This window comes from Aquabacterium sp. (assembly GCF_036273115.1).
Lineage (GTDB): Bacteria > Pseudomonadota > Gammaproteobacteria > Burkholderiales > Burkholderiaceae_C > Aquabacterium.
In genome coordinates, this window is the sequence record NZ_DASUIN010000011.1 from 16,770 (window position 1) to 33,691 (window position 16,922).

21 protein-coding genes and 1 pseudogene are annotated in these 16,922 nt (G+C 60.9%); 4 read left to right on the top strand and 18 right to left on the bottom strand.

Annotation, left to right across the window (positions count from 1 at the left end; translation table 11 throughout):
• Window positions 1-8: 8 nt before the first annotated feature.
• From VFW72_RS04560 to VFW72_RS04575, 4 genes are all read right to left on the bottom strand, one after another.
• Window positions 9-710 carry a histidine phosphatase family protein gene (locus VFW72_RS04560; protein ID WP_329673090.1) on the bottom strand — a complete coding sequence of 234 codons (702 nt, stop codon included), beginning with the start codon at window positions 708-710 and terminating at the stop codon, window positions 9-11.
• 19 nt (window positions 711-729) lie between these two features.
• On the bottom strand, window positions 730-1,821 hold the full coding sequence (locus VFW72_RS04565; protein WP_329673091.1) for a phosphotransferase family protein: 1,092 nt from the start codon (window positions 1,819-1,821) through the stop codon (window positions 730-732).
• Window positions 1,818-3,050, bottom strand: a complete 1,233-nt coding sequence (locus tag VFW72_RS04570) for an acyl-CoA dehydrogenase family protein (protein WP_329673092.1) — start codon at window positions 3,048-3,050, stop codon at window positions 1,818-1,820. Before VFW72_RS04570 ends, VFW72_RS04565 begins: the two co-directional genes overlap by 4 nt.
• A gap of 87 nt (window positions 3,051-3,137) precedes the next feature.
• Window positions 3,138-4,073, bottom strand: a complete 936-nt coding sequence (locus VFW72_RS04575; RefSeq protein WP_329673093.1) for a LysR family transcriptional regulator — start codon at window positions 4,071-4,073, stop codon at window positions 3,138-3,140.
• A gap of 205 nt (window positions 4,074-4,278) precedes the next feature.
• Between VFW72_RS04575 and corA the strand changes: the two genes are divergently transcribed.
• Both corA and VFW72_RS04585 read left to right on the top strand, forming a co-directional pair.
• Entirely contained in the window at window positions 4,279-5,241 is a 963-nt protein-coding gene (gene corA, locus VFW72_RS04580) for a magnesium/cobalt transporter CorA (protein WP_329673094.1), read from the top strand.
• Complete coding sequence (locus VFW72_RS04585; RefSeq protein WP_329673095.1) at window positions 5,229-6,395, top strand: MFS transporter; 1,167 nt, start codon at window positions 5,229-5,231, stop codon at window positions 6,393-6,395. Before corA ends, VFW72_RS04585 begins: the two co-directional genes overlap by 13 nt.
• Window positions 6,396-6,448: 53 nt before the next feature.
• Here VFW72_RS04585 and VFW72_RS04590 read toward each other — a convergent pair whose 3' ends face one another.
• Window positions 6,449-7,567 carry a 3-deoxy-7-phosphoheptulonate synthase gene (locus tag VFW72_RS04590; protein ID WP_329673096.1) on the bottom strand — a complete coding sequence of 373 codons (1,119 nt, stop codon included), beginning with the start codon at window positions 7,565-7,567 and terminating at the stop codon, window positions 6,449-6,451.
• Window positions 7,568-7,943: 376 nt separating this feature from the next.
• On the opposite strand from VFW72_RS04590, the gene VFW72_RS04595 reads away from it, so the two are divergent.
• Together VFW72_RS04595 and VFW72_RS04600 are read left to right on the top strand one after the other, a co-directional pair.
• Complete coding sequence (locus VFW72_RS04595; RefSeq protein WP_329673097.1) at window positions 7,944-8,408, top strand: DUF3015 family protein; 465 nt, start codon at window positions 7,944-7,946, stop codon at window positions 8,406-8,408.
• A gap of 102 nt (window positions 8,409-8,510) precedes the next feature.
• Window positions 8,511-10,481 (top strand): DUF4105 domain-containing protein, encoded by a 1,971-nt coding sequence (locus tag VFW72_RS04600; RefSeq protein WP_329673098.1) that lies wholly within the window; start codon window positions 8,511-8,513, stop codon window positions 10,479-10,481.
• Window positions 10,482-10,630: 149 nt separating this feature from the next.
• Here the strand turns inward: VFW72_RS04600 and VFW72_RS04605 are convergent, their stop codons facing one another.
• From VFW72_RS04605 to VFW72_RS04665, 13 genes and pseudogenes are all read right to left on the bottom strand, one after another.
• Entirely contained in the window at window positions 10,631-11,140 is a 510-nt protein-coding gene (locus VFW72_RS04605) for a peroxiredoxin (protein WP_329673099.1), read from the bottom strand.
• A 112-nt stretch (window positions 11,141-11,252) separates the two neighbouring features.
• A complete protein-coding gene (rpsQ, locus tag VFW72_RS04610) occupies window positions 11,253-11,522 on the bottom strand; it encodes a 30S ribosomal protein S17 (RefSeq protein WP_329673100.1) in 270 nt (89 codons plus the stop codon).
• Window positions 11,519-11,722, bottom strand: a complete 204-nt coding sequence (gene rpmC, locus VFW72_RS04615; protein ID WP_329673101.1) for a 50S ribosomal protein L29 — start codon at window positions 11,720-11,722, stop codon at window positions 11,519-11,521. Before rpmC ends, rpsQ begins: the two co-directional genes overlap by 4 nt.
• A gap of 22 nt (window positions 11,723-11,744) precedes the next feature.
• Window positions 11,745-12,161: a 50S ribosomal protein L16 gene (gene rplP / locus VFW72_RS04620; protein WP_329673102.1), complete on the bottom strand. Its 417-nt coding sequence runs from the start codon at window positions 12,159-12,161 to the stop codon at window positions 11,745-11,747.
• A gap of 2 nt (window positions 12,162-12,163) precedes the next feature.
• Window positions 12,164-13,015, bottom strand: a complete 852-nt coding sequence (gene rpsC / locus VFW72_RS04625; protein WP_329673103.1) for a 30S ribosomal protein S3 — start codon at window positions 13,013-13,015, stop codon at window positions 12,164-12,166.
• A 14-nt stretch (window positions 13,016-13,029) separates the two neighbouring features.
• A complete protein-coding gene (gene rplV / locus VFW72_RS04630; protein WP_329673104.1) occupies window positions 13,030-13,359 on the bottom strand; it encodes a 50S ribosomal protein L22 in 330 nt (109 codons plus the stop codon).
• Between the two features lie 12 nt (window positions 13,360-13,371).
• Window positions 13,372-13,647, bottom strand: a complete 276-nt coding sequence (rpsS, locus tag VFW72_RS04635; RefSeq protein ID WP_290728966.1) for a 30S ribosomal protein S19 — start codon at window positions 13,645-13,647, stop codon at window positions 13,372-13,374.
• A 13-nt stretch (window positions 13,648-13,660) separates the two neighbouring features.
• The gene (gene rplB / locus VFW72_RS04640) at window positions 13,661-14,485 is read right to left on the bottom strand and encodes a 50S ribosomal protein L2 (RefSeq protein ID WP_329673105.1); all 825 of its coding nucleotides are present in this window, start codon (window positions 14,483-14,485) and stop codon (window positions 13,661-13,663) included.
• A 2-nt stretch (window positions 14,486-14,487) separates the two neighbouring features.
• Window positions 14,488-14,802, bottom strand: a complete 315-nt coding sequence (gene rplW / locus VFW72_RS04645; protein ID WP_329673106.1) for a 50S ribosomal protein L23 — start codon at window positions 14,800-14,802, stop codon at window positions 14,488-14,490.
• The gene (gene rplD, locus VFW72_RS04650) at window positions 14,799-15,422 is read right to left on the bottom strand and encodes a 50S ribosomal protein L4 (protein ID WP_329673107.1); all 624 of its coding nucleotides are present in this window, start codon (window positions 15,420-15,422) and stop codon (window positions 14,799-14,801) included. Before rplD ends, rplW begins: the two co-directional genes overlap by 4 nt.
• Window positions 15,422-16,096 carry a 50S ribosomal protein L3 gene (gene rplC / locus VFW72_RS04655; RefSeq protein ID WP_329673108.1) on the bottom strand — a complete coding sequence of 225 codons (675 nt, stop codon included), beginning with the start codon at window positions 16,094-16,096 and terminating at the stop codon, window positions 15,422-15,424. The genes rplD and rplC overlap by 1 nt, the downstream gene beginning before the upstream one ends.
• 302 nt (window positions 16,097-16,398) lie before the next feature.
• A complete protein-coding gene (rpsJ, locus tag VFW72_RS04660; protein WP_035037922.1) occupies window positions 16,399-16,710 on the bottom strand; it encodes a 30S ribosomal protein S10 in 312 nt (103 codons plus the stop codon).
• 75 nt (window positions 16,711-16,785) lie between these two features.
• Window positions 16,786-16,922 (bottom strand): annotated as a pseudogene (locus tag VFW72_RS04665) (elongation factor Tu); the annotation flags it as partial.

A 16,922-nucleotide genomic window follows, 5' to 3' on the forward strand; every position in this document is an offset into this window, starting at 1 on the left:
GGTCGAGATCAACGGTAGGTCAGCAAATGCGCATGCGGCCCTTCAAAGTGCCCATGTTCGTTCACCGACAGCAGGCGCGGGCCCTGCGACCCGACCACCAGCTTGGTCACGCCCCCGTTGACCAAAGTCCAGTTCAGTGTAAAAGCATGTTCGTCGGGAATGCCCAACAAGCGCTGGCACACCATCGCGATCACGCCCCCGGAAGTGAACACCAAGGTGGTGCCACTGGACGGATGTTGCTGCGACTGCTGTATGACGTCGTCCAGCGCCGCGTGGCACCGCAACTTGAAGGCCGACCACGTCTCGCGGTATTGATCATCGTGCTGGCCGCTCATCCACCGCTGAACCGCCTTTTCGAAGAACTGCTGAAACGCCCGACGTGGGCTACCTGACGCGGCCATGTCGGCCATCATCACCAGCTTGTCGGCGTAGCGTGGTTCGGCACAGGCTATGACGTCTTCGTGGTCGAACTCGTTGAAGCCTGCGTGCACTTGCGGAGACATCAACAAGCCCATGGCCTGCAAGCAGGATGCGGCCGTGGCCTGGTGACGCTGCAGCGATCCAGTGATCACGCCATCCACCCGGGTCACGCGCTCAATCAACGCCCCCCCCAGCACGGCACCCTGCTGATGCCCGACATCAGACAACTGGTCGTAATTGGCCGCCCCGAACGAGGCCTGGCCATGGCGAATGAGGTAGATGGCGCCCATGAATGTCAACCTTTCGCGATCAACGCCCAGCTTGCTTGATGACGCGCTTGCAACGCCAGTTCAGGTAATTGACCATGATCCAGAAGTTCTTGAACGCGGGGTTGCGGGTTTGCTTGTGGTGATAGCGGTAATAGATCTGCTGCGCAATCACCGCCAGGCGGAACAGGCCGTACACCTCGTAGAAAGCCCACTGGGCCTTGTCCACCTTGAACCCCGTCTTGCTCAGGTAGTAGTCCACCACCTCCTGACGGGTCATCATGCCGGGCAGGTGCGTGGGCTGGCGGCGCACACCCTTCATCAGGAAATCGTCATCGGACTGCACCCAATAAGCCAGGGTGTTACCCAAGTCCATCAGCGGGTCGCCCAGCGTGGCCATTTCCCAGTCCAGCACACCAATCACCTTCGTGGGGTCTTGCTCAGACAGCACCACGTTGTCAAAGCGCCAGTCGTTATGGATCACGCAATTGGCCACATCCGTCGGGGTGTGGGCCTTGAGCCATTCACGCACATAGCGAAAGCTCGACACGTTCCAGGTCTTGGCCTTGAGGAAGCGGTCGCTCCAACCCTCGATCTGGCGCTGGCAATAGCCCGTGCCCTTGCCCAAGGATTCCAGCCCGGAAGCCTTCACGTCTACCTGATGCAACTCGATCAGCTTGTCGAGCACATTGGTGCACAGCTTGCGCGTGGTGGCTGCATCCAGGCTCAGACCGCGGGGCATGTTCTTGCGCGGGATGATGCCGGCGATGCGCTCCATCACATAAAACTCAGAGCCCGTGACGGACTCATCCGTGCACAGGCCCACCATGGTCGGCACCACGGGGTAGACCGGCTTCAAGGCCTGCTGCACCTTGAACTCACGCCCCATGTCGTGCGCACCCTTGGCCTTGGTGCCCTTGGGCGGGCGGCGCAAGATGTAATCGCCATTGGCGTACTTCAAGCGGTAGGTCCAGTTCGAGGCCCCACCCGAAAACTGCGTCACCTCGGGCTGCCCTTGCAGGCCGGGCACCTGGCCGTGCAGCCACGCGTCAACCGCCGGCACATTCAGCTCTTCTCCAGCGCGGACGCTGCCACCTTGGTCTTGCACGGACCCTTGCGTCGATGATGACGTCACTTGCTCACTCCATATTTCATCAATTCGAGACGGGCGATCATGCCCTTGTGCACTTCATCGGGGCCGTCGGCCAGACGCAGGCTGCGCGCCTGATTGAAGAAGGCGGTCAACATGGTGTCATGCGACACGCCCATGCCACCATGAATCTGGATGGCAAAGTCCACCACGTTTTGCAGCATGGTGGGGGCAACCACCTTGATGGCTGACACGTCTGTCAAGGCTGACATCACGCCCAGGGTGTCGATCTTCCAGGCGGCTTGCAAGGTCAGCAAACGGGCCTGGTCAATGGCCACGCGCGCTTCGGCGATGCGCTCACGGTTGCCGCCCAAGTCAATCAGCGACTTGCGGAAGGCCTTGCGCTCAATGCCCCGCTTGATCGCCAACTCCAGAGCCTTTTCGGCAGCCCCAATGCAGCGCATGCAGTGGTGAATGCGGCCTGGGCCCAATCGGCCCTGCGCAATCTCGAACCCTCGCCCTGGGCCGGAAATGAAGTTGCCAATCGGCACTCGCACGTTGGTGAAATGCACCTCGCCGTGACCATGGGGCTCGTCGTACTCGCCAAACACCGGCAACATGCGCTTGATTTCCACACCGGGGGTGTCCATCGGCACCAGCACCATCGAATGCTGATGGTGACGGTCCTTGCTCTCGTCCGGCGTCAAGGCCATGAAGATGCCGATCTTGCAACGCGGATCGCCCACACCCGACGACCACCACTTCTTGCCGTTCAAAACGATGTGGTCGCCATCGATCACGGCCGTGGCGGCCATGTTGGTCGCGTCCGACGAAGCCACGTCGGGCTCGGTCATGAAAAACACCGAGCGAATGTCGCCGGCCAGCAAAGGCTTGAGCCACTTCTCTTTTTGCTCGTCGCTGCCGTACTTCCACAGCACTTCCATGTTGCCGGAGTCAGGCGCATTGCAGTTGAAGATCTCGGGCGCCATCATCGAGCGGCCGGTTTCTTCGGCGCTGAAAGCGTAGTCCAGCACGCTCAGGCCCGCACCCAGTTCAGGATCGGGCAGGAACAGGTTCCACAGGCCCTCCGCCTTGGCCTTGGCTTTCAAGGCCTCGACGCGGGGCGGAATCTTCCATTGCGTCCAGTCGCCCCCATGGCGCTGCGCCAGGATGCCCTCCCAGTGCTCTTTCTCCACCGGTTCAATGTGGGTTTTGATGAACTCACGCACCCGTTGTGCGGTCTGCCGGGCGCGGTCACTGGGCTGGAAATCCATATTGCTCTCCAAGGGAACAGGCGTTGCGATGACGCGATGGAGGCATTTTCACAACCCGAAGGTCTTTCTACAAGTGATGGTTTTTCATCACAAGTCATTCATTTCATGCATAGCCTTGCGTGCGCCCTGGCCCACCAGGCGGCGCAACCACTGGTGCGCCGGGTCGCCATCGCGGTCGGCATGCCAGTACATCCAGATCGACAAAGGCGCCACCGACACCGGCAGGTCACGACACACCACCGGCAACACCGAGGCCAATTGCTCCGCGTAGGTCCGCGGCATGGTCAGCAGGGCATCGGTCTGCGCCACCACCTGGCAGGCCGCGAAATAGTGCTGGCAGCGCAACATCACCTGCCGCTCACCCAGACCCAGATGAGTCCAGGCGGCCTGCAGCGGGTCTTGCAAATCTTGCTGATTCGATACCAGAACATGCCTGCACTGAAAGTAATCACTTACATCGATAGCCTCTTGTACGAGGGGATGGCCCTCGCGCATGACCACCGTCAACGCTTCGTTGGCCAGCTTTTCGCCGCGAATGCGCGGCCCCACACGCAGCTGTCGCTCCAGGGTCAGGTCCACTTCGCCCCCGCTCAGGGCGCGCTCCATCGACTCGCGCGCCACCCGCTGGCTGCTCAACACCACGCCCGGGGCCGCCTCGGCCAGAAAGCGAATCAACGGGGGCAGGGTGATGGCCTCCAGCACATCGCGCAGGCCAATGCGCAAGGTCATCTCCAAGGTACCCGGGTCAAACACCTCGGCCTGCTCCAGCACCGACTGCAAGCCACGCAAGTGGGCCTGCACATCGGCCATCACCCGCCGCGTCAACTCGGTCGGCAGCATGCGGTTGCCTTGCCGCACGAACAGCGGGTCACCCAGAGCCTCGCGCAAACGCGCCAGCGCGTGGCTGACGGCGGGCTGGCTCAGGTGCAGATGCCGCGCCGCCCCTGAGATACCGCCGTGCACAAACACCGCGTCCATGACGCGGAACAGATTCAGATCGATTCGAGACAGCGGAAGGGCCATGATCAGGCAATAATACGGGCTGAGCCGACTGGGCTCGCCATTGGAGCCATCACCTTGGACCTTCCCCCTAGGTGACCGCCCACTCCAGCCACCTGCGCTGGCCACCTTTTTCAGGTGCCGCCGTGCTGGTGTTGCGACAGGAGGGGGCGGCACACACAACACAACCCCTTTTTGATCGCACGCGTTTTCTGACGCTGGAGTACCCATGCTCAACGTCTTCACGCTGGCCAATGGCCGGCTTTTCCAGGAAGAAATCGACAGCCTTGACGAGCTGACCCCGGCTCGTCCAGTGTGGGTCGACCTCGAAGACCCCACACCCGAAGAAAAAGGCTGGATCGCCGTCAAGTTCGGGCTCGTCATTCCCGGCGACATCATTGACGACGACTTGGAAGAATCCGCCCGCTTCTATGAAGAAGACGGCTCGATTCACATCCGTTCTGACTTCTTGATCGACGATGACGAAACGCCTCGCAACGTTCGCGTGGCCTTCATCCTGCACGACAACGTCCTGTTCTCGATTCACCGGGAAGACCTGCCGGTGTTTCGCCTGCTGCGCATGCGCGCACGCCGCATTCCCGCCCTGATCGAAGACGCAAAAGACGTGTTGCTCAAGCTGTACGACGCCGATGCCGAGTACTCCGCCGACACACTCGAAGGCATCTACGACGACCTCGAAAAGGTCAGCCACCGCGTGCTGAAATCGGAAGTGAACGATGCCGCTGCCGCCGAGGCACTGGCTGCCATCGCCCGCCAGGAAGACTTGAACGGCCGCATTCGCCGCAACGTGATGGACACGCGCCGCGCCGTCAGCTTCATGATGCGCGCCCGCATGCTCAACGCCGACCAGCACGAAGAGGCGCGCCAGATTCTGCGCGACATCGACTCGCTCGACAGCCACACGGCCTTCCTCTTCGACAAAATCAACTTCCTGATGGATGCCACCGTCGGTTTCATCAACATCAACCAGAACAAGATCATCAAGATCTTCTCGGTGGCGTCGGTGGCCTTGCTGCCGCCCACCCTGGTGGCCAGCGTGTACGGCATGAACCTGAAGTTCCCGGAAATGGAATTCCTGGGCGCGTGGAGCTACCCCTACACCGTGGCCCTGATGATTGCCAGCGCCTTGGTACCCATGTGGTACTTCCACCGCCGCGGATGGCTGAGCTGAACCGCGCACCCTCGCTGAAATTGCCACCCGGGCTGTGGCGGGTCATGTTGGGCACCACCCTGGTCGTGCTCAGTTACAGCCTGCTCAACCCGGTACTGGCGGTTCGTCTGCAAACCAGCGGCGCCAGCGCCACCGCCATCGGCCTGATCGCCATGCTGCCCTTCATCAGCATCGTGCTGCTGGTGCCGGCCGTGCCTCGCCTGTTTGACCGCATCGGGGTGGGGCAGGCCTACCGGCTGGGCCTGACGCTCGAACTCGTTGCGTGCCTGGGCTACCTGACCACCGACGACTACCGAGTCTGGTGTGTGCTGGGCCTGATGGCCGGCGTGGGCGCGGCCGCCGCCTGGAATGCCACCGAAGCCCTGATTGCCCACAACGTGCCACCCAGCCATCGAGGGCGCCTCACAGGCCTGTATCAAACCTCGCTGGGCGGCGCCATGGCCTTGGGCCCACTGCTGCCGGCCGCACTCAGCCTCACCCCGCTCACCGCCACCGCCCTGTCTGCATTGGGGCTGGCCGTGGGCGTCGCCCTCACCGCGTCGTCCGACATCCAGCACCTGCGCGCCACCCACGACGACCACGTGCCCATGAGCCTGTGGTCAGCCTGGCGCTTTCGCCCCGCACTGGGCTGGGCCGCGGTGGTGGGCGGGGTGTTTGAAGTCGGGCTGGGCTCCATCACCACCGCCTACGGCTCGCAAATCGGGCTGAACCTGGCCAAGGCCACCTCCATCGCGGGCGCCTTCGGCCTCGGCAGCTTCCTGCTGCAATACCCTGTGGGGTGGCTGGCCGATCACTGGCCGGCACGGCGCCTGTTTGTCATGGGCGGCCTGTTGCTACTGGCCAGCGGCGTGGCCTTCATCGAGGCGTCACACGCGCCTTGGCTGATCTGGTTTTGCGCAGCCACCTGGGGCGCGGTCGGCGGGGCGCTCTACACCCTCAGCATGATCCGCGTGGCACACGACTTTGCCGACTCATCTGCCCTGGCGGGCACCTCGGCCATGATCGCGTCGTACACACTGGGCGGGGCACTCGGCCCCATCATCAGCGGCTGGATGCTCGATCACACCGGCATCCAAGGGCAGGGCTGGTGGCTCGCCCTGCTGGCCACCACCCTGATCGTCGCCCACGCTCGGTGGACGACCAGCGCCGATTAGGCGTTCAACATCAGGCGCGGAATTCAAACCTGAATCGCGCCTGACCGCCCATCTCAACGAGCGCGACGGGCCTTGACGGCGCCGGACAAGATCTCCAGCACCTTCTCGGAATCGTCCCAACCAATGCACGCATCGGTGATCGACTGACCATAGGTCAGCTTCGCGGGATCATCCTTGCCTGGCGTGAACTTCTGAGCGCCCGCGCACAGATGGCTTTCCACCATCACGCCAAACACCTGCTTGGAGCCACCCGAAACTTGAGCGGCGATGTCTTGCGCGACCACCACCTGACGCTCGTGTTGCTTCGAGCTGTTGGCGTGCGAGAAGTCGACCATCAGCGACGGATGCAACTTGGCGGCCTCCAGATCCTTGCAAGCCGCAGCCACACTCTCGGCATCGTAGTTGGGCGCCTTGCCGCCGCGCAGAATCACGTGGCAATCGGGGTTGCCGCCCGTTTCCACAATGGCGACCTGGCCATTCTTGTGCACCGACAGGAAGTGGTGGGGGCGCGAAGCCGATTGAATCGCGTCGGTGGCAATCTTGATGTTGCCATCCGTGCCGTTCTTGAAGCCGATCGGGGCGCTGATGCCGGAAGCCAGTTCACGGTGAATCTGGCTCTCGGTGGTGCGCGCCCCAATGGCGCCCCAGGAAATCAGGTCGCCAATGTACTGCGGCGAAATCACGTCCAGGAACTCGCTGGCCGCCGGCATGCCCATGCGGTTGATCTCCAGCAGCAGATGACGGGCCATGCGCAGGCCTTCGTCAATCTTGTACGACTCATCCAGATACGGGTCGTTGATCAGTCCCTTCCAGCCCACGGTGGTGCGGGGCTTCTCGAAGTACACCCGCATCACCACTTCCAGCGTGTCCTTGTATTGCTCACGCAGGGCCAACAGCTTTCGACCATATTCGATCGCAGCCGCAGGGTCGTGAATCGAGCAAGGGCCAATGATGACCAGCAGACGGTCGTCCTTGCCATGGATGATCTTGCGAATCGCCTTGCGGGTGTCAGCTACCAGCGTTTCCACGGGCGTGCCGCGAATCGGGAAGAAGCGAATCAGGTGCTCGGGAGGGGGCAGCGGCGTCACGTTGCGAATGCGTTCGTCGTCGGTTTGCGAGGTTTTATCGGCGGGAGGCACCCAGCCGGTCGAGGCACTGGATTTGGCAGACATGAGACTTCCTGTTGCGGGCGGTGGAAAGTTGTCGAAAAAAAACCGCCGGGGTGAACCGGCGGTTTTCAGGGTGTTTGGTGGTTTGCTTAAGCGCTAGCCACTCCTGCGCCGGTTTCGGTCGGGAGTTGAAAGTGCCAAAAGTAAAAGCAAGCCTGGGTCATGAAGTTAATGTATCACGGCCTTCGCCGAATCTACAAGCGTGAACCTCAAGCCCCGGTAAGTCAATCCCCACCAAAGGGCTGTTGCCCGCTAGAAACAAAACCGCGCAGGCGCTGTTCCTGTCATATTCGCCTCCTTAGAATGGACCGAGGCTTGACTGCTGTTTTGCAGTTGGAATTAATTTTGCGCTGGCCTGCGCTTTCACAGGAGGATATTCATGAAGAAATTTGTTGCTGCCGCTTTGATGATCGCTGCCGGCTCTGCCATGGCCCAAAACAACGTGGGTTGCGGCTGGGGCTCTGCTCTGTTCAACGGCCAAAAGGGCGTGGCTCCCCAAGTGTTGGCAGCCACCACCAACGGCACCTCGGGTAACCAAACCTTCGGCATCACCTTCGGCACCTCTGGCTGCACCCAAGACGGCGTGGTCTCCTCCAGCTGGAAGATCTCCATGTTCATCGATGGCAGCCGCGTGGCCCTGGCCCGTGACGCCGCTGCAGGTCAAGGCGAAAACCTGGACGCCCTGGCTTCCGTGATGGGCGTGAAGGCTGACGACCGCGCCGCTTTCGCCGCCGCCATCAAGTCGAACTTTGGCACCGTGTTTGCCAACGACAACGTTGCTGCCAACCTGAAGGAAGTGCTGGCTGCCAACGAACGTCTGGCTGGCTACGCTGCCCTGATCTAATCGCGAGCGATGGGGCTGGCGCGCGGCGTCAGCACCTCATCTCCTGCGCCCCTATGCCCAGCCTGGCTGGGCATATTCTTTTGTGTCCGCGCTGTCTTTGCCATGCCAACCCGTCGCCTGCGGTCCCTTGCGGCCCCGTTGATTGCCGCCTGCTTGCTGCCCCTGGCTGCCACGCCGCTTCAGGCCGCAGAACTCTCCCCCGCACAGGCGCAATACCTCGCTTCACTGCAAGCCCGCACCAAGAGCTTGAAGCTCGCCCAAAGTGATGCGTGGCGAGCCCTGCTGCATTACAAGGTTCACCCGCTGACCCGGACCGATCGCAGTCTGGCGGATGATGCAGACTTCTTCAACAGCCCAGAAGGCGCAACTGACCCCGAAGCAGAGCTTCAAGCGACTCTGGCAGCGTTCTTCGACCCCACGCCTGCCCGTGCGCTCGAGCAGACTGCCAGTTGCCGCTTCATCGGTCGCTACGAGTGGCTGAACGAGACACTCTCGTTTGACCCCAGCCTCCTGCCCAAGCCAACGTGCCAGCGCTACGATCAGTGGCGCAGCGGCCTCAATGCAGTCAGCGCCACCTTGGTGTTTCCTGCCGCGTATCTCAATAGCCCGGCGTCCATGTATGGGCACACCTTCCTGCGGCTCGATCCCCCCGCCGGGCCCAATGGCAGCGCCCATAACCCACTGCTGTCCTACGCCATCAACTACGCGGCCAACGGCAACGAAGCCGAGGGGCTGGCCTTTGCGTTCAAAGGCCTGATGGGCCTTTACCCTGGCCAGTTCACCAATTCACCTTACTACCTCCGGATTCGCGACTACAACGACCTCGAAAACCGCGACATCTGGGAGTACGACCTGAATTTGTCAGCGCAGGAAATGAACCGCCTGCTGGCCCATGCCTGGGAGCTGGGCCCCACACGCTTCGACTATTTTTTCTTCGACGAAAACTGCTCGTATCACCTTCTGGCGCTGCTGGACGCCGCCCGCCCAGGCCTGCGCTTAACCGACCAATTCACCTGGCGAGCCATTCCGATTGACACCGTCCGCGCCGTCACCGAAACGCCCGGCCTGCTCAGACGCACACACTATCGTGCCTCCAACAGCACCGAACTGCGGTATCGCGCCGAGTTGATCGGGCCCGAACGAGCGCGCACTGCCAAACAACTGGCGCTGGGCCAGCAACCCGTTGAGTCGCTGCTGGCCAGTGAGCCCGATGCGGGCATACGCGCGCGCATGCTCGAGGTGTCTGAACGGTACCTGGCTTACGACGCCACGCAACGCGATCTGGGGCCCCTTGTCCAGTCTCGGCGCATGCAACTGCTCAGCGCTCGCGCCTCGTTGCCCGCTGGCGCGACGATTGAGGTCCCAACACCGATCACCCCGCCCCAGGCCGGTCACGGCACCGCGCGACTTGACGTTCTGACCGGACAACGCAACGGCCAGGCCACACTTCAGATCAACGCCCGCCCGGCGTACCACGACCTCCTTGATCCGGAAGAGGGCTTCCAGCGCGGCTCGGCCATTCAATTTTTCAGGCTGGAACTGAGCAAGACCGAAAATGGGGGCCTGCAACTCGAACGACTCACCCCCGTCGACATCGTGTCACTCAGCCCTTACGACGGCCTGATGTCGGCTCGGTCCTGGCGTGTTCGCTTCGGGCTCACCCGCAGCTGGGCACCACGTGGGGCCCTGCATACGCAACAGCGCAAACTGGCCGCAGAAATCAACGGCGGCCCTGGCTGGGCGGTCGAGCTCAATGCCGGCCGCAGCGTCATGGGATATGCCTTTCTCGATAACCAGCTTTGGCTGGACCCCGCGTTGCCGAAGGAAAAGTTTGCGGCGGGCACAGGGATGGCGGCCGGCCTGTTGTGGGACATCACACCCACATGGCGCGTGCAGGCTGAGCTATATGGCCGGGCGTCCTTGGCAGCCCAACCGGCAGAATCGGGGGCACGATTGGACCAGCGTTGGAAGCTCAACGGCCAAAACAACGTCGTTCTTCAATGCCAATGGAGAGCGCGTGAAGACCAAGGCACGCAACGCGAATGCATGGCCGGCCTGCAGCACTACTGGTAGACCAGCACACGATGGGTCACAGGGAACTTGCTGCCAAGGCTTCTTGATCGCACACCGACCCCGTCCTTCCTGACCACAAACAAAAAAGCCCGGCATGCCGGGCTTTTTTTACTCCGATTGCACCGAGCGCAACCGTCAAGCTGAGCCGATCACAGGGACTGGGCTTGCTTGAGCAATGTATCGGCGTCGCTGACGGCGAACCCACCGCCCTGCTCATTGTTCAAGGTCACCACCACTCCGTCCTTCACCAACAAGGAATAGCGGCCAGAACGAAGACCCAAGCCCTTGTCGGTGAGATCCAGGGTGAGCCCGGTGGCCTTGGCCAATTGAGCGCTGCCGTCAGCCATCATGCGAACCTTGCCTGCCGCACCCAACTCACGCCCCCAGGCGCCCATGACAAACGCGTCGTTCACCGAAACGCACCAGATCTCATCCACGCCAGCCGCTTTGAACTCCGCCGCCTTGGCAATGTAACCGGGGGCATGCTGAGCCGAACAGGTTGGGGTGTAGGCGCCAGGCAAACCAAAAATCGCAACGGTCTTCCCCTTCAGGCTGTCAGCCACCTTGACCGGGTTAGGACCCAAGCTGCAACCATTGCCTTCAACTTCAATGTATTCGAACAGCGTGGCGTCTGGGAAAGTGTCTCCGACTTTGATCATGTGGGCTCCTCGTTAGCGCATAAAAAAACCGGTCGCCAGTATGACTGGAGACCGGTTTCGCTACCGACAGCAGGAGCAAACCCCCGCTGCGGTCAGGGTCAGAACCCTTGGATCAGACCGCTTGAGCCTTCTCAACCAGACGCGAGACCACCCAGGTCTTGGTCTTGGACAGAGGACGGCTTTCCGTGATCTCGACCACGTCACCCAACTTGAACTCGTTGTTCTCGTCGTGAGCATGGTACTTGCGGCTCTTGGCCACGATCTTGCCGTACAGCTCGTGCTTGACGCGACGTTCGACCAGAACGGTCACAGTCTTGTCACGGGCGTCGCTGACGACTTTGCCGACCAACGAACGGACGACCTTAGTTTGAGCTTCCGTCATTTGGCGGCTCCTTGCTTCTTCTCAGCCAGGATGGTCTTCGCACGAGCGATGTCGCGACGAGTCTTACCCAGTGCCGAGGTGTCATTGAGCTGCTGGGTCGCGCGCTGCATACGCAGATTGAAGTGCGACTTCAACAGATCTTTGATTTCGGTTTCCAGTGCGGCCACATCCTTGGCGCGCAGTTCAGAGGCTTTCGCCATAACTTTCTCCTTAGCGCCTGGATCAGAGGCCGAACTGACGGCCGACGAACGTGGTGCTCAGCGGCAGCTTGGCAGCAGCCAGCGTGAACGCTTCGCGAGCGAGTGCCTCAGGCACGCCCTGGATTTCGTACAGGACCTTGCCAGGGGTGATCTCAGCCACGTAGTACTCGACGTTACCCTTACCGTTACCCATACGCACTTCTGCGGGCTTGTTGGAAATGGGCTTGTCGGGGAACACGCGGATGAAGATACGGCCACCACGCTTGACGTGACGAGAGATGGCACGACGAGCAGCTTCGATCTGACGCGAGGTCAGGCGGCCGCGCTCGGTTGCCTTCAGGCCGAAATCACCAAAGGACACATCGGCGCCACGGGTGGCAACACCCGTGTTACGGCCCTTGTGCTCCTTACGGAACTTGCGACGATTAGGTTGCAACATGTTTATTCTCCTTTCGCTTCAGCAGCAGGAGCTGCCTTGCGAACGCGCTTGGCGTCAGCAGCCACGGCAGGCTTGTCGCTGCCATCTGCAGGCGCGCCGTCAGCGCGAGGGGCACCACGGCCGCCACGAGGACCACGACGATCGTTAGGACGATCGCTACGAGGACCGCGACGGTTGCGGCGATCGTCTTCACGGTCGTCACCCTTGAGCACAGGGGCTTCGCCGTTAGCCAGACGGTCACCACGGTAGACCCAGACCTTCACACCGATCACACCGTAAGTGGTGTGGGCTTCGGAGAAGCCGTAATCGATGTCAGCACGCAGGGTGTGCAGAGGCACGCGGCCTTCGCGGTACCACTCGGTACGAGCAATTTCGATGCCGTTCAGACGACCGGACGACATGATCTTGATACCTTGAGCGCCCAGACGCATGGCGTTCTGCATCGCACGCTTCATGGCGCGACGGAACATGATGCGCTTTTCCAGCTGCTGCGTGATCGAGTCGGCGATCAGCTGAGCATCGACTTCAGGCTTGCGCACTTCTTCGATGTTCACCGAGACCGGCACGTTCAGGCGCTTGGCCAGTTCAGCCTTCAGGTTTTCGATGTCTTCGCCCTTCTTGCCGATCACCACGCCCGGACGAGCCGAGAAAATGGTGATACGTGCGCTCTTGGCGGGACGCTCGATCAAGATACGCGACACAGCCGCGTTCTTCAGCTTCTTCTTCAGGAATTCGCGGACTTCCAGGTCTTCAGCCAGCATCGAGGCGAATTGACGGTTGGTAGCGTACCAACGCGATGCCCAGTTGCGGGTGACGGCCAGGCGGAAGCCGGTTGGGTGGATTTTCTGTCCCATGTTCAGCCTCTCGCTTAGTTGCCCACGGTCACATAGATGTGGCAGGTCGGCTTGCTGATGCGGTTACCACGGCCCTTAGCACGGGCGGTGAAACGCTTCAGAGTGGTGCCTTGCTCCACATAAATGGTCTTGACCTTCAGTTCGTCGATGTCAGCGCCGTCATTGTGCTCGGCGTTGGCGATCGCAGATTCCAGTGCCTTCTTGATGATGCCGGCAGCCTTCTTCTGAGTGAACGTCAGGATGTTGAGGGCTTGGTCAACCTTCTTGCCACGGATCATGTCTGCAACCAGACGACCCTTGTCACAAGAGAGGCGAACGCCGCGAACGATTGCTTTGGTTTCCATCGTCGCTGCTCCTTATTTCTTGGCTTTCTTGTCGCCTGGGTGACCCTTGAAAGTACGGGTCAGGGCGAACTCGCCGAGCTTGTGGCCAACCATCTGGTCCTGGATGTACACGGGCACGTGCTGCTTGCCGTTGTGCACAGCAATGGTCAGGCCAATGAACTCAGGCAGGATGGTCGAACGACGCGACCAGGTCTTGACGGGCTTCTTGTCTTTTGTTTCGACAGCCTTCTCGACCTTGGCCAGCAGGTGATGATCCACAAAGGGACCCTTTTTCAGAGAACGAGCCATTTCAGCCTACCTCTTACTTCTTGCGACGCGAAACGATGAACGTTTGCGTGCGCTTGTTGTTGCGGGTGCGATAGCCCTTCGTCATCGTGTTCCATGGGGACACGGGGACTTGACCTTCGCCGGTACGACCTTCGCCACCACCGTGCGGGTGATCAACCGGGTTCATGGCCACGCCACGAACGGTCGGACGGATACCCTTCCAGCGGATGGCACCGGCCTTGCCGTATTGACGCAGGCTGTGCTCTTCGTTGCTCACTTCACCCAGGGTCGCGCGGCACTCGATGTGAACCTTGCGAACTTCACCGGAGCGCAGGCGAACCTGAGCGTAGGTGCCTTCACGGGCCATCAGAACAGCGGAGGTACCAGCCGAACGAGCCATTTGGCCGCCCTTGCCGGGTTGCAGTTCGATGTTGTGGATGGTCGAACCCACGGGGATGTTGCGGATCGGCAGGGTGTTACCAGCCTTGATCGGGGCTTCAGAGCCGCTGATCACGGTAGCACCGGCAACCAGGCCACGAGGAGCGATGATGTAACGACGCTCGCCGTCGGCATAGCACACCAGAGCGATGTGAGCCGTACGGTTGGGGTCGTACTCGATGCGTTCCACCTTCGCGGGGATGCCATCCTTGTTGCGCACGAAGTCAACCACGCGGTAGTGGTGCTTGTGACCACCGCCCTTGTGGCGCATCGTGATGTGACCGTTGTTGTTACGGCCAGCCTTTTGCTTCTGTGGCTCGACCAGCGAAGCCTCAGGCGCGCCCTTGTGCAGGTGCTTGTGAACGACCTTCACCACGCCACGACGGCCAGGCGAAGTCGGTTTCAGTTTGACGACGGCCATGATTACGCAGCCTCCCCGGAGAAGTTCAGCTCTTGACCATCCTTCAGAGCCACGAAGGCCTTCTTGGCGTGGTCACGACGGCCAACACGGCCACCGAAACGCTTGACTTTGCCCTTCTGGTTCAGGACTTGCACCGACTTCACTTCGACCTTGAACAGCAGCTCAACAGCGGCCTTGATCTCGGGCTTGGTGGCGTCGCGCAGCACCTTGAACAGCACTTGGCCGCGCTCTTCAGCGGCGGCAGTGGCCTTTTCCGAAATGATCGGAGCGACCAGCACCTTCAGCAGGCGGCTTTCATCGAATTTCAGAGTGCTCATGCGAACATCTCCTGCAGCTTGGCGATCGCACCCTTGGTCACCAGAACCTTCTTGTAGAAGACCAGGGACAGGGGATCGGCGTAACGGGGCTCAACGACCAGCACATTGGGCAGGTTGCGAGCGGCCAGGAACAGGTTTTCGTCCACGGTGTCAGCGATGACCAGGACGTGGTCCAGGTTCATGGCCTTCAGCTTGGCAGCCAGCAGCTTGGTCTTGGGGGCTTCGACAGCGATCGAATCCACCACGGCCAGACGGCCTTCGCGAGCCAGCTGCGAGAAGATGGCGGCCATACCGGCGCGATACATCTTCTTGTTGACTTTGTGGGTGAAGTTTTCGTCAGGGCTGTTCGGGAAAATCCGACCGCCCCCACGCCACAGAGGCGAGGAAGACATACCAGCGCGAGCACGACCGGTGCCCTTTTGGCGCCAGGGCTTCTTGGTGGTGTGCTTGACGGTTTCGCGGTCTTTCTGAGCGCGGGTACCTTGACGGGCATTGGCTTGGTAAGCAACGACGATCTGGTGAATCAGAGCTTCGTTGTACTCACGGCCGAACACGGTGTCGGAAGCTTCAACCTTGGAAGCAGCCTGACCCTGTTCATTCAGGAGCTCGAGCTGGGCCATCAGTTAGCTCCTTTCTTCACTTTGACCTTGACAGCGGGACGAACGGTGACAAAGCCACCCTTCGAGCCGGGCACGGCACCCTTGACCAGCAGCAGTTGACGAGCTTCGTCAACGCGCACGATGTCGAGGTTTTGCGTGGTCACGGTCTCGTCACCCATGTGACCAGACATGCGCTTGCCGGGGAACACGCGACCAGGATCCTGAGCCATCGAAATGGAACCAGGAACATTGTGCGAACGCGAGTTACCGTGCGAAGCACGTTGCGAACCGAAGTTGTGGCGCTTGATGGTACCGGTGAAGCCCTTACCGATCGAAGTGCCTTGCACGTCAACCAGTTGACCAGCCTGGAACAGGGCAGCGGGAGCGATGGTGCTACCAGCCTTGTATTCAGCAGCCACTTCAGGGGCGACACGGAATTCGCGGGTGATTTCACCAGCTTCCACGCCTGCTTTGGCCAGATGGCCAGCTTCGGGCTTGGTCACGCGCGATGCTTTGCGCGCACCGAACACCACTTGGAGGGCGGTGTAGCCGTCGGTCTCAACGGTTTTGACCTGGGTCACGCGGTTGTTGGACACATCCAGCACCGTCACAGGCACGGCATCGCCGTCGTCTGTGTAGATGCGCATCATGCCCACCTTGCGGCCCAGCAATCCGAGACGGTTGCTAAGACTCATTTTTTTCTCCAGCCCCGTAGGTTTGACGTACGGGGGCCTTTTACACAAGCCCGACATCGATTGGCCGGGCCGACTCTTTCGGCGAAATCCACCTTTACAAGCATGGCTTTCACCTGGGGATTCCTGCGCCAGGCGACCACGAACTGCTTAAAAATTAGGCAATGCGCAAGCCACCCATTACGGGAAAGCCTGCGATCATATCAAAGCAGCCCCTGCGGCGCAAGCACCCATGCACCCCAGCATGAAAAAAGCCGCCCGAAGGCGGCTTCAATATCGAACCCCGCAAGGGGCCCGAAACTGCATCACTGCAGCTTGATTTCGACGTCCACGCCGGCAGGCAGGTCGAGCTTCATCAAAGCGTCAACTGTCTTGTCGGTAGGATCAACGATGTCCATCAGGCGCTGGTGAGTGCGGATTTCGAACTGGTCGCGCGACGTCTTGTTGACGTGGGGCGAACGCAGGATGTCGAAACGTTGCAGACGGGTCGGCAGGGGCACGGGGCCCTTGACGATGGCGCCAGTGCGCTTGGCGGTTTCGACGATTTCAGCGGACGATTGGTCGATCAGCTTGTAGTCGAAAGCCTTCAGGCGGATGCGGATCTTCTGTTGTGCCATGACACTTCCTTCAATTAAAGAGCGATGAGAGATGCCCGCCTCGGCAGTGCCGCAAGCGGGCAGGTGTCATGCAAATTACTCGATGATCTTGGCAACGACGCCGGCGCCGACGGTACGACCGCCTTCACGGATAGCGAAGCGCAGACCTTCTTCCATAGCGATCGGGGCGATCAGCTTGACGGTGATCGACACGTTGTCACCAGGCATCACCA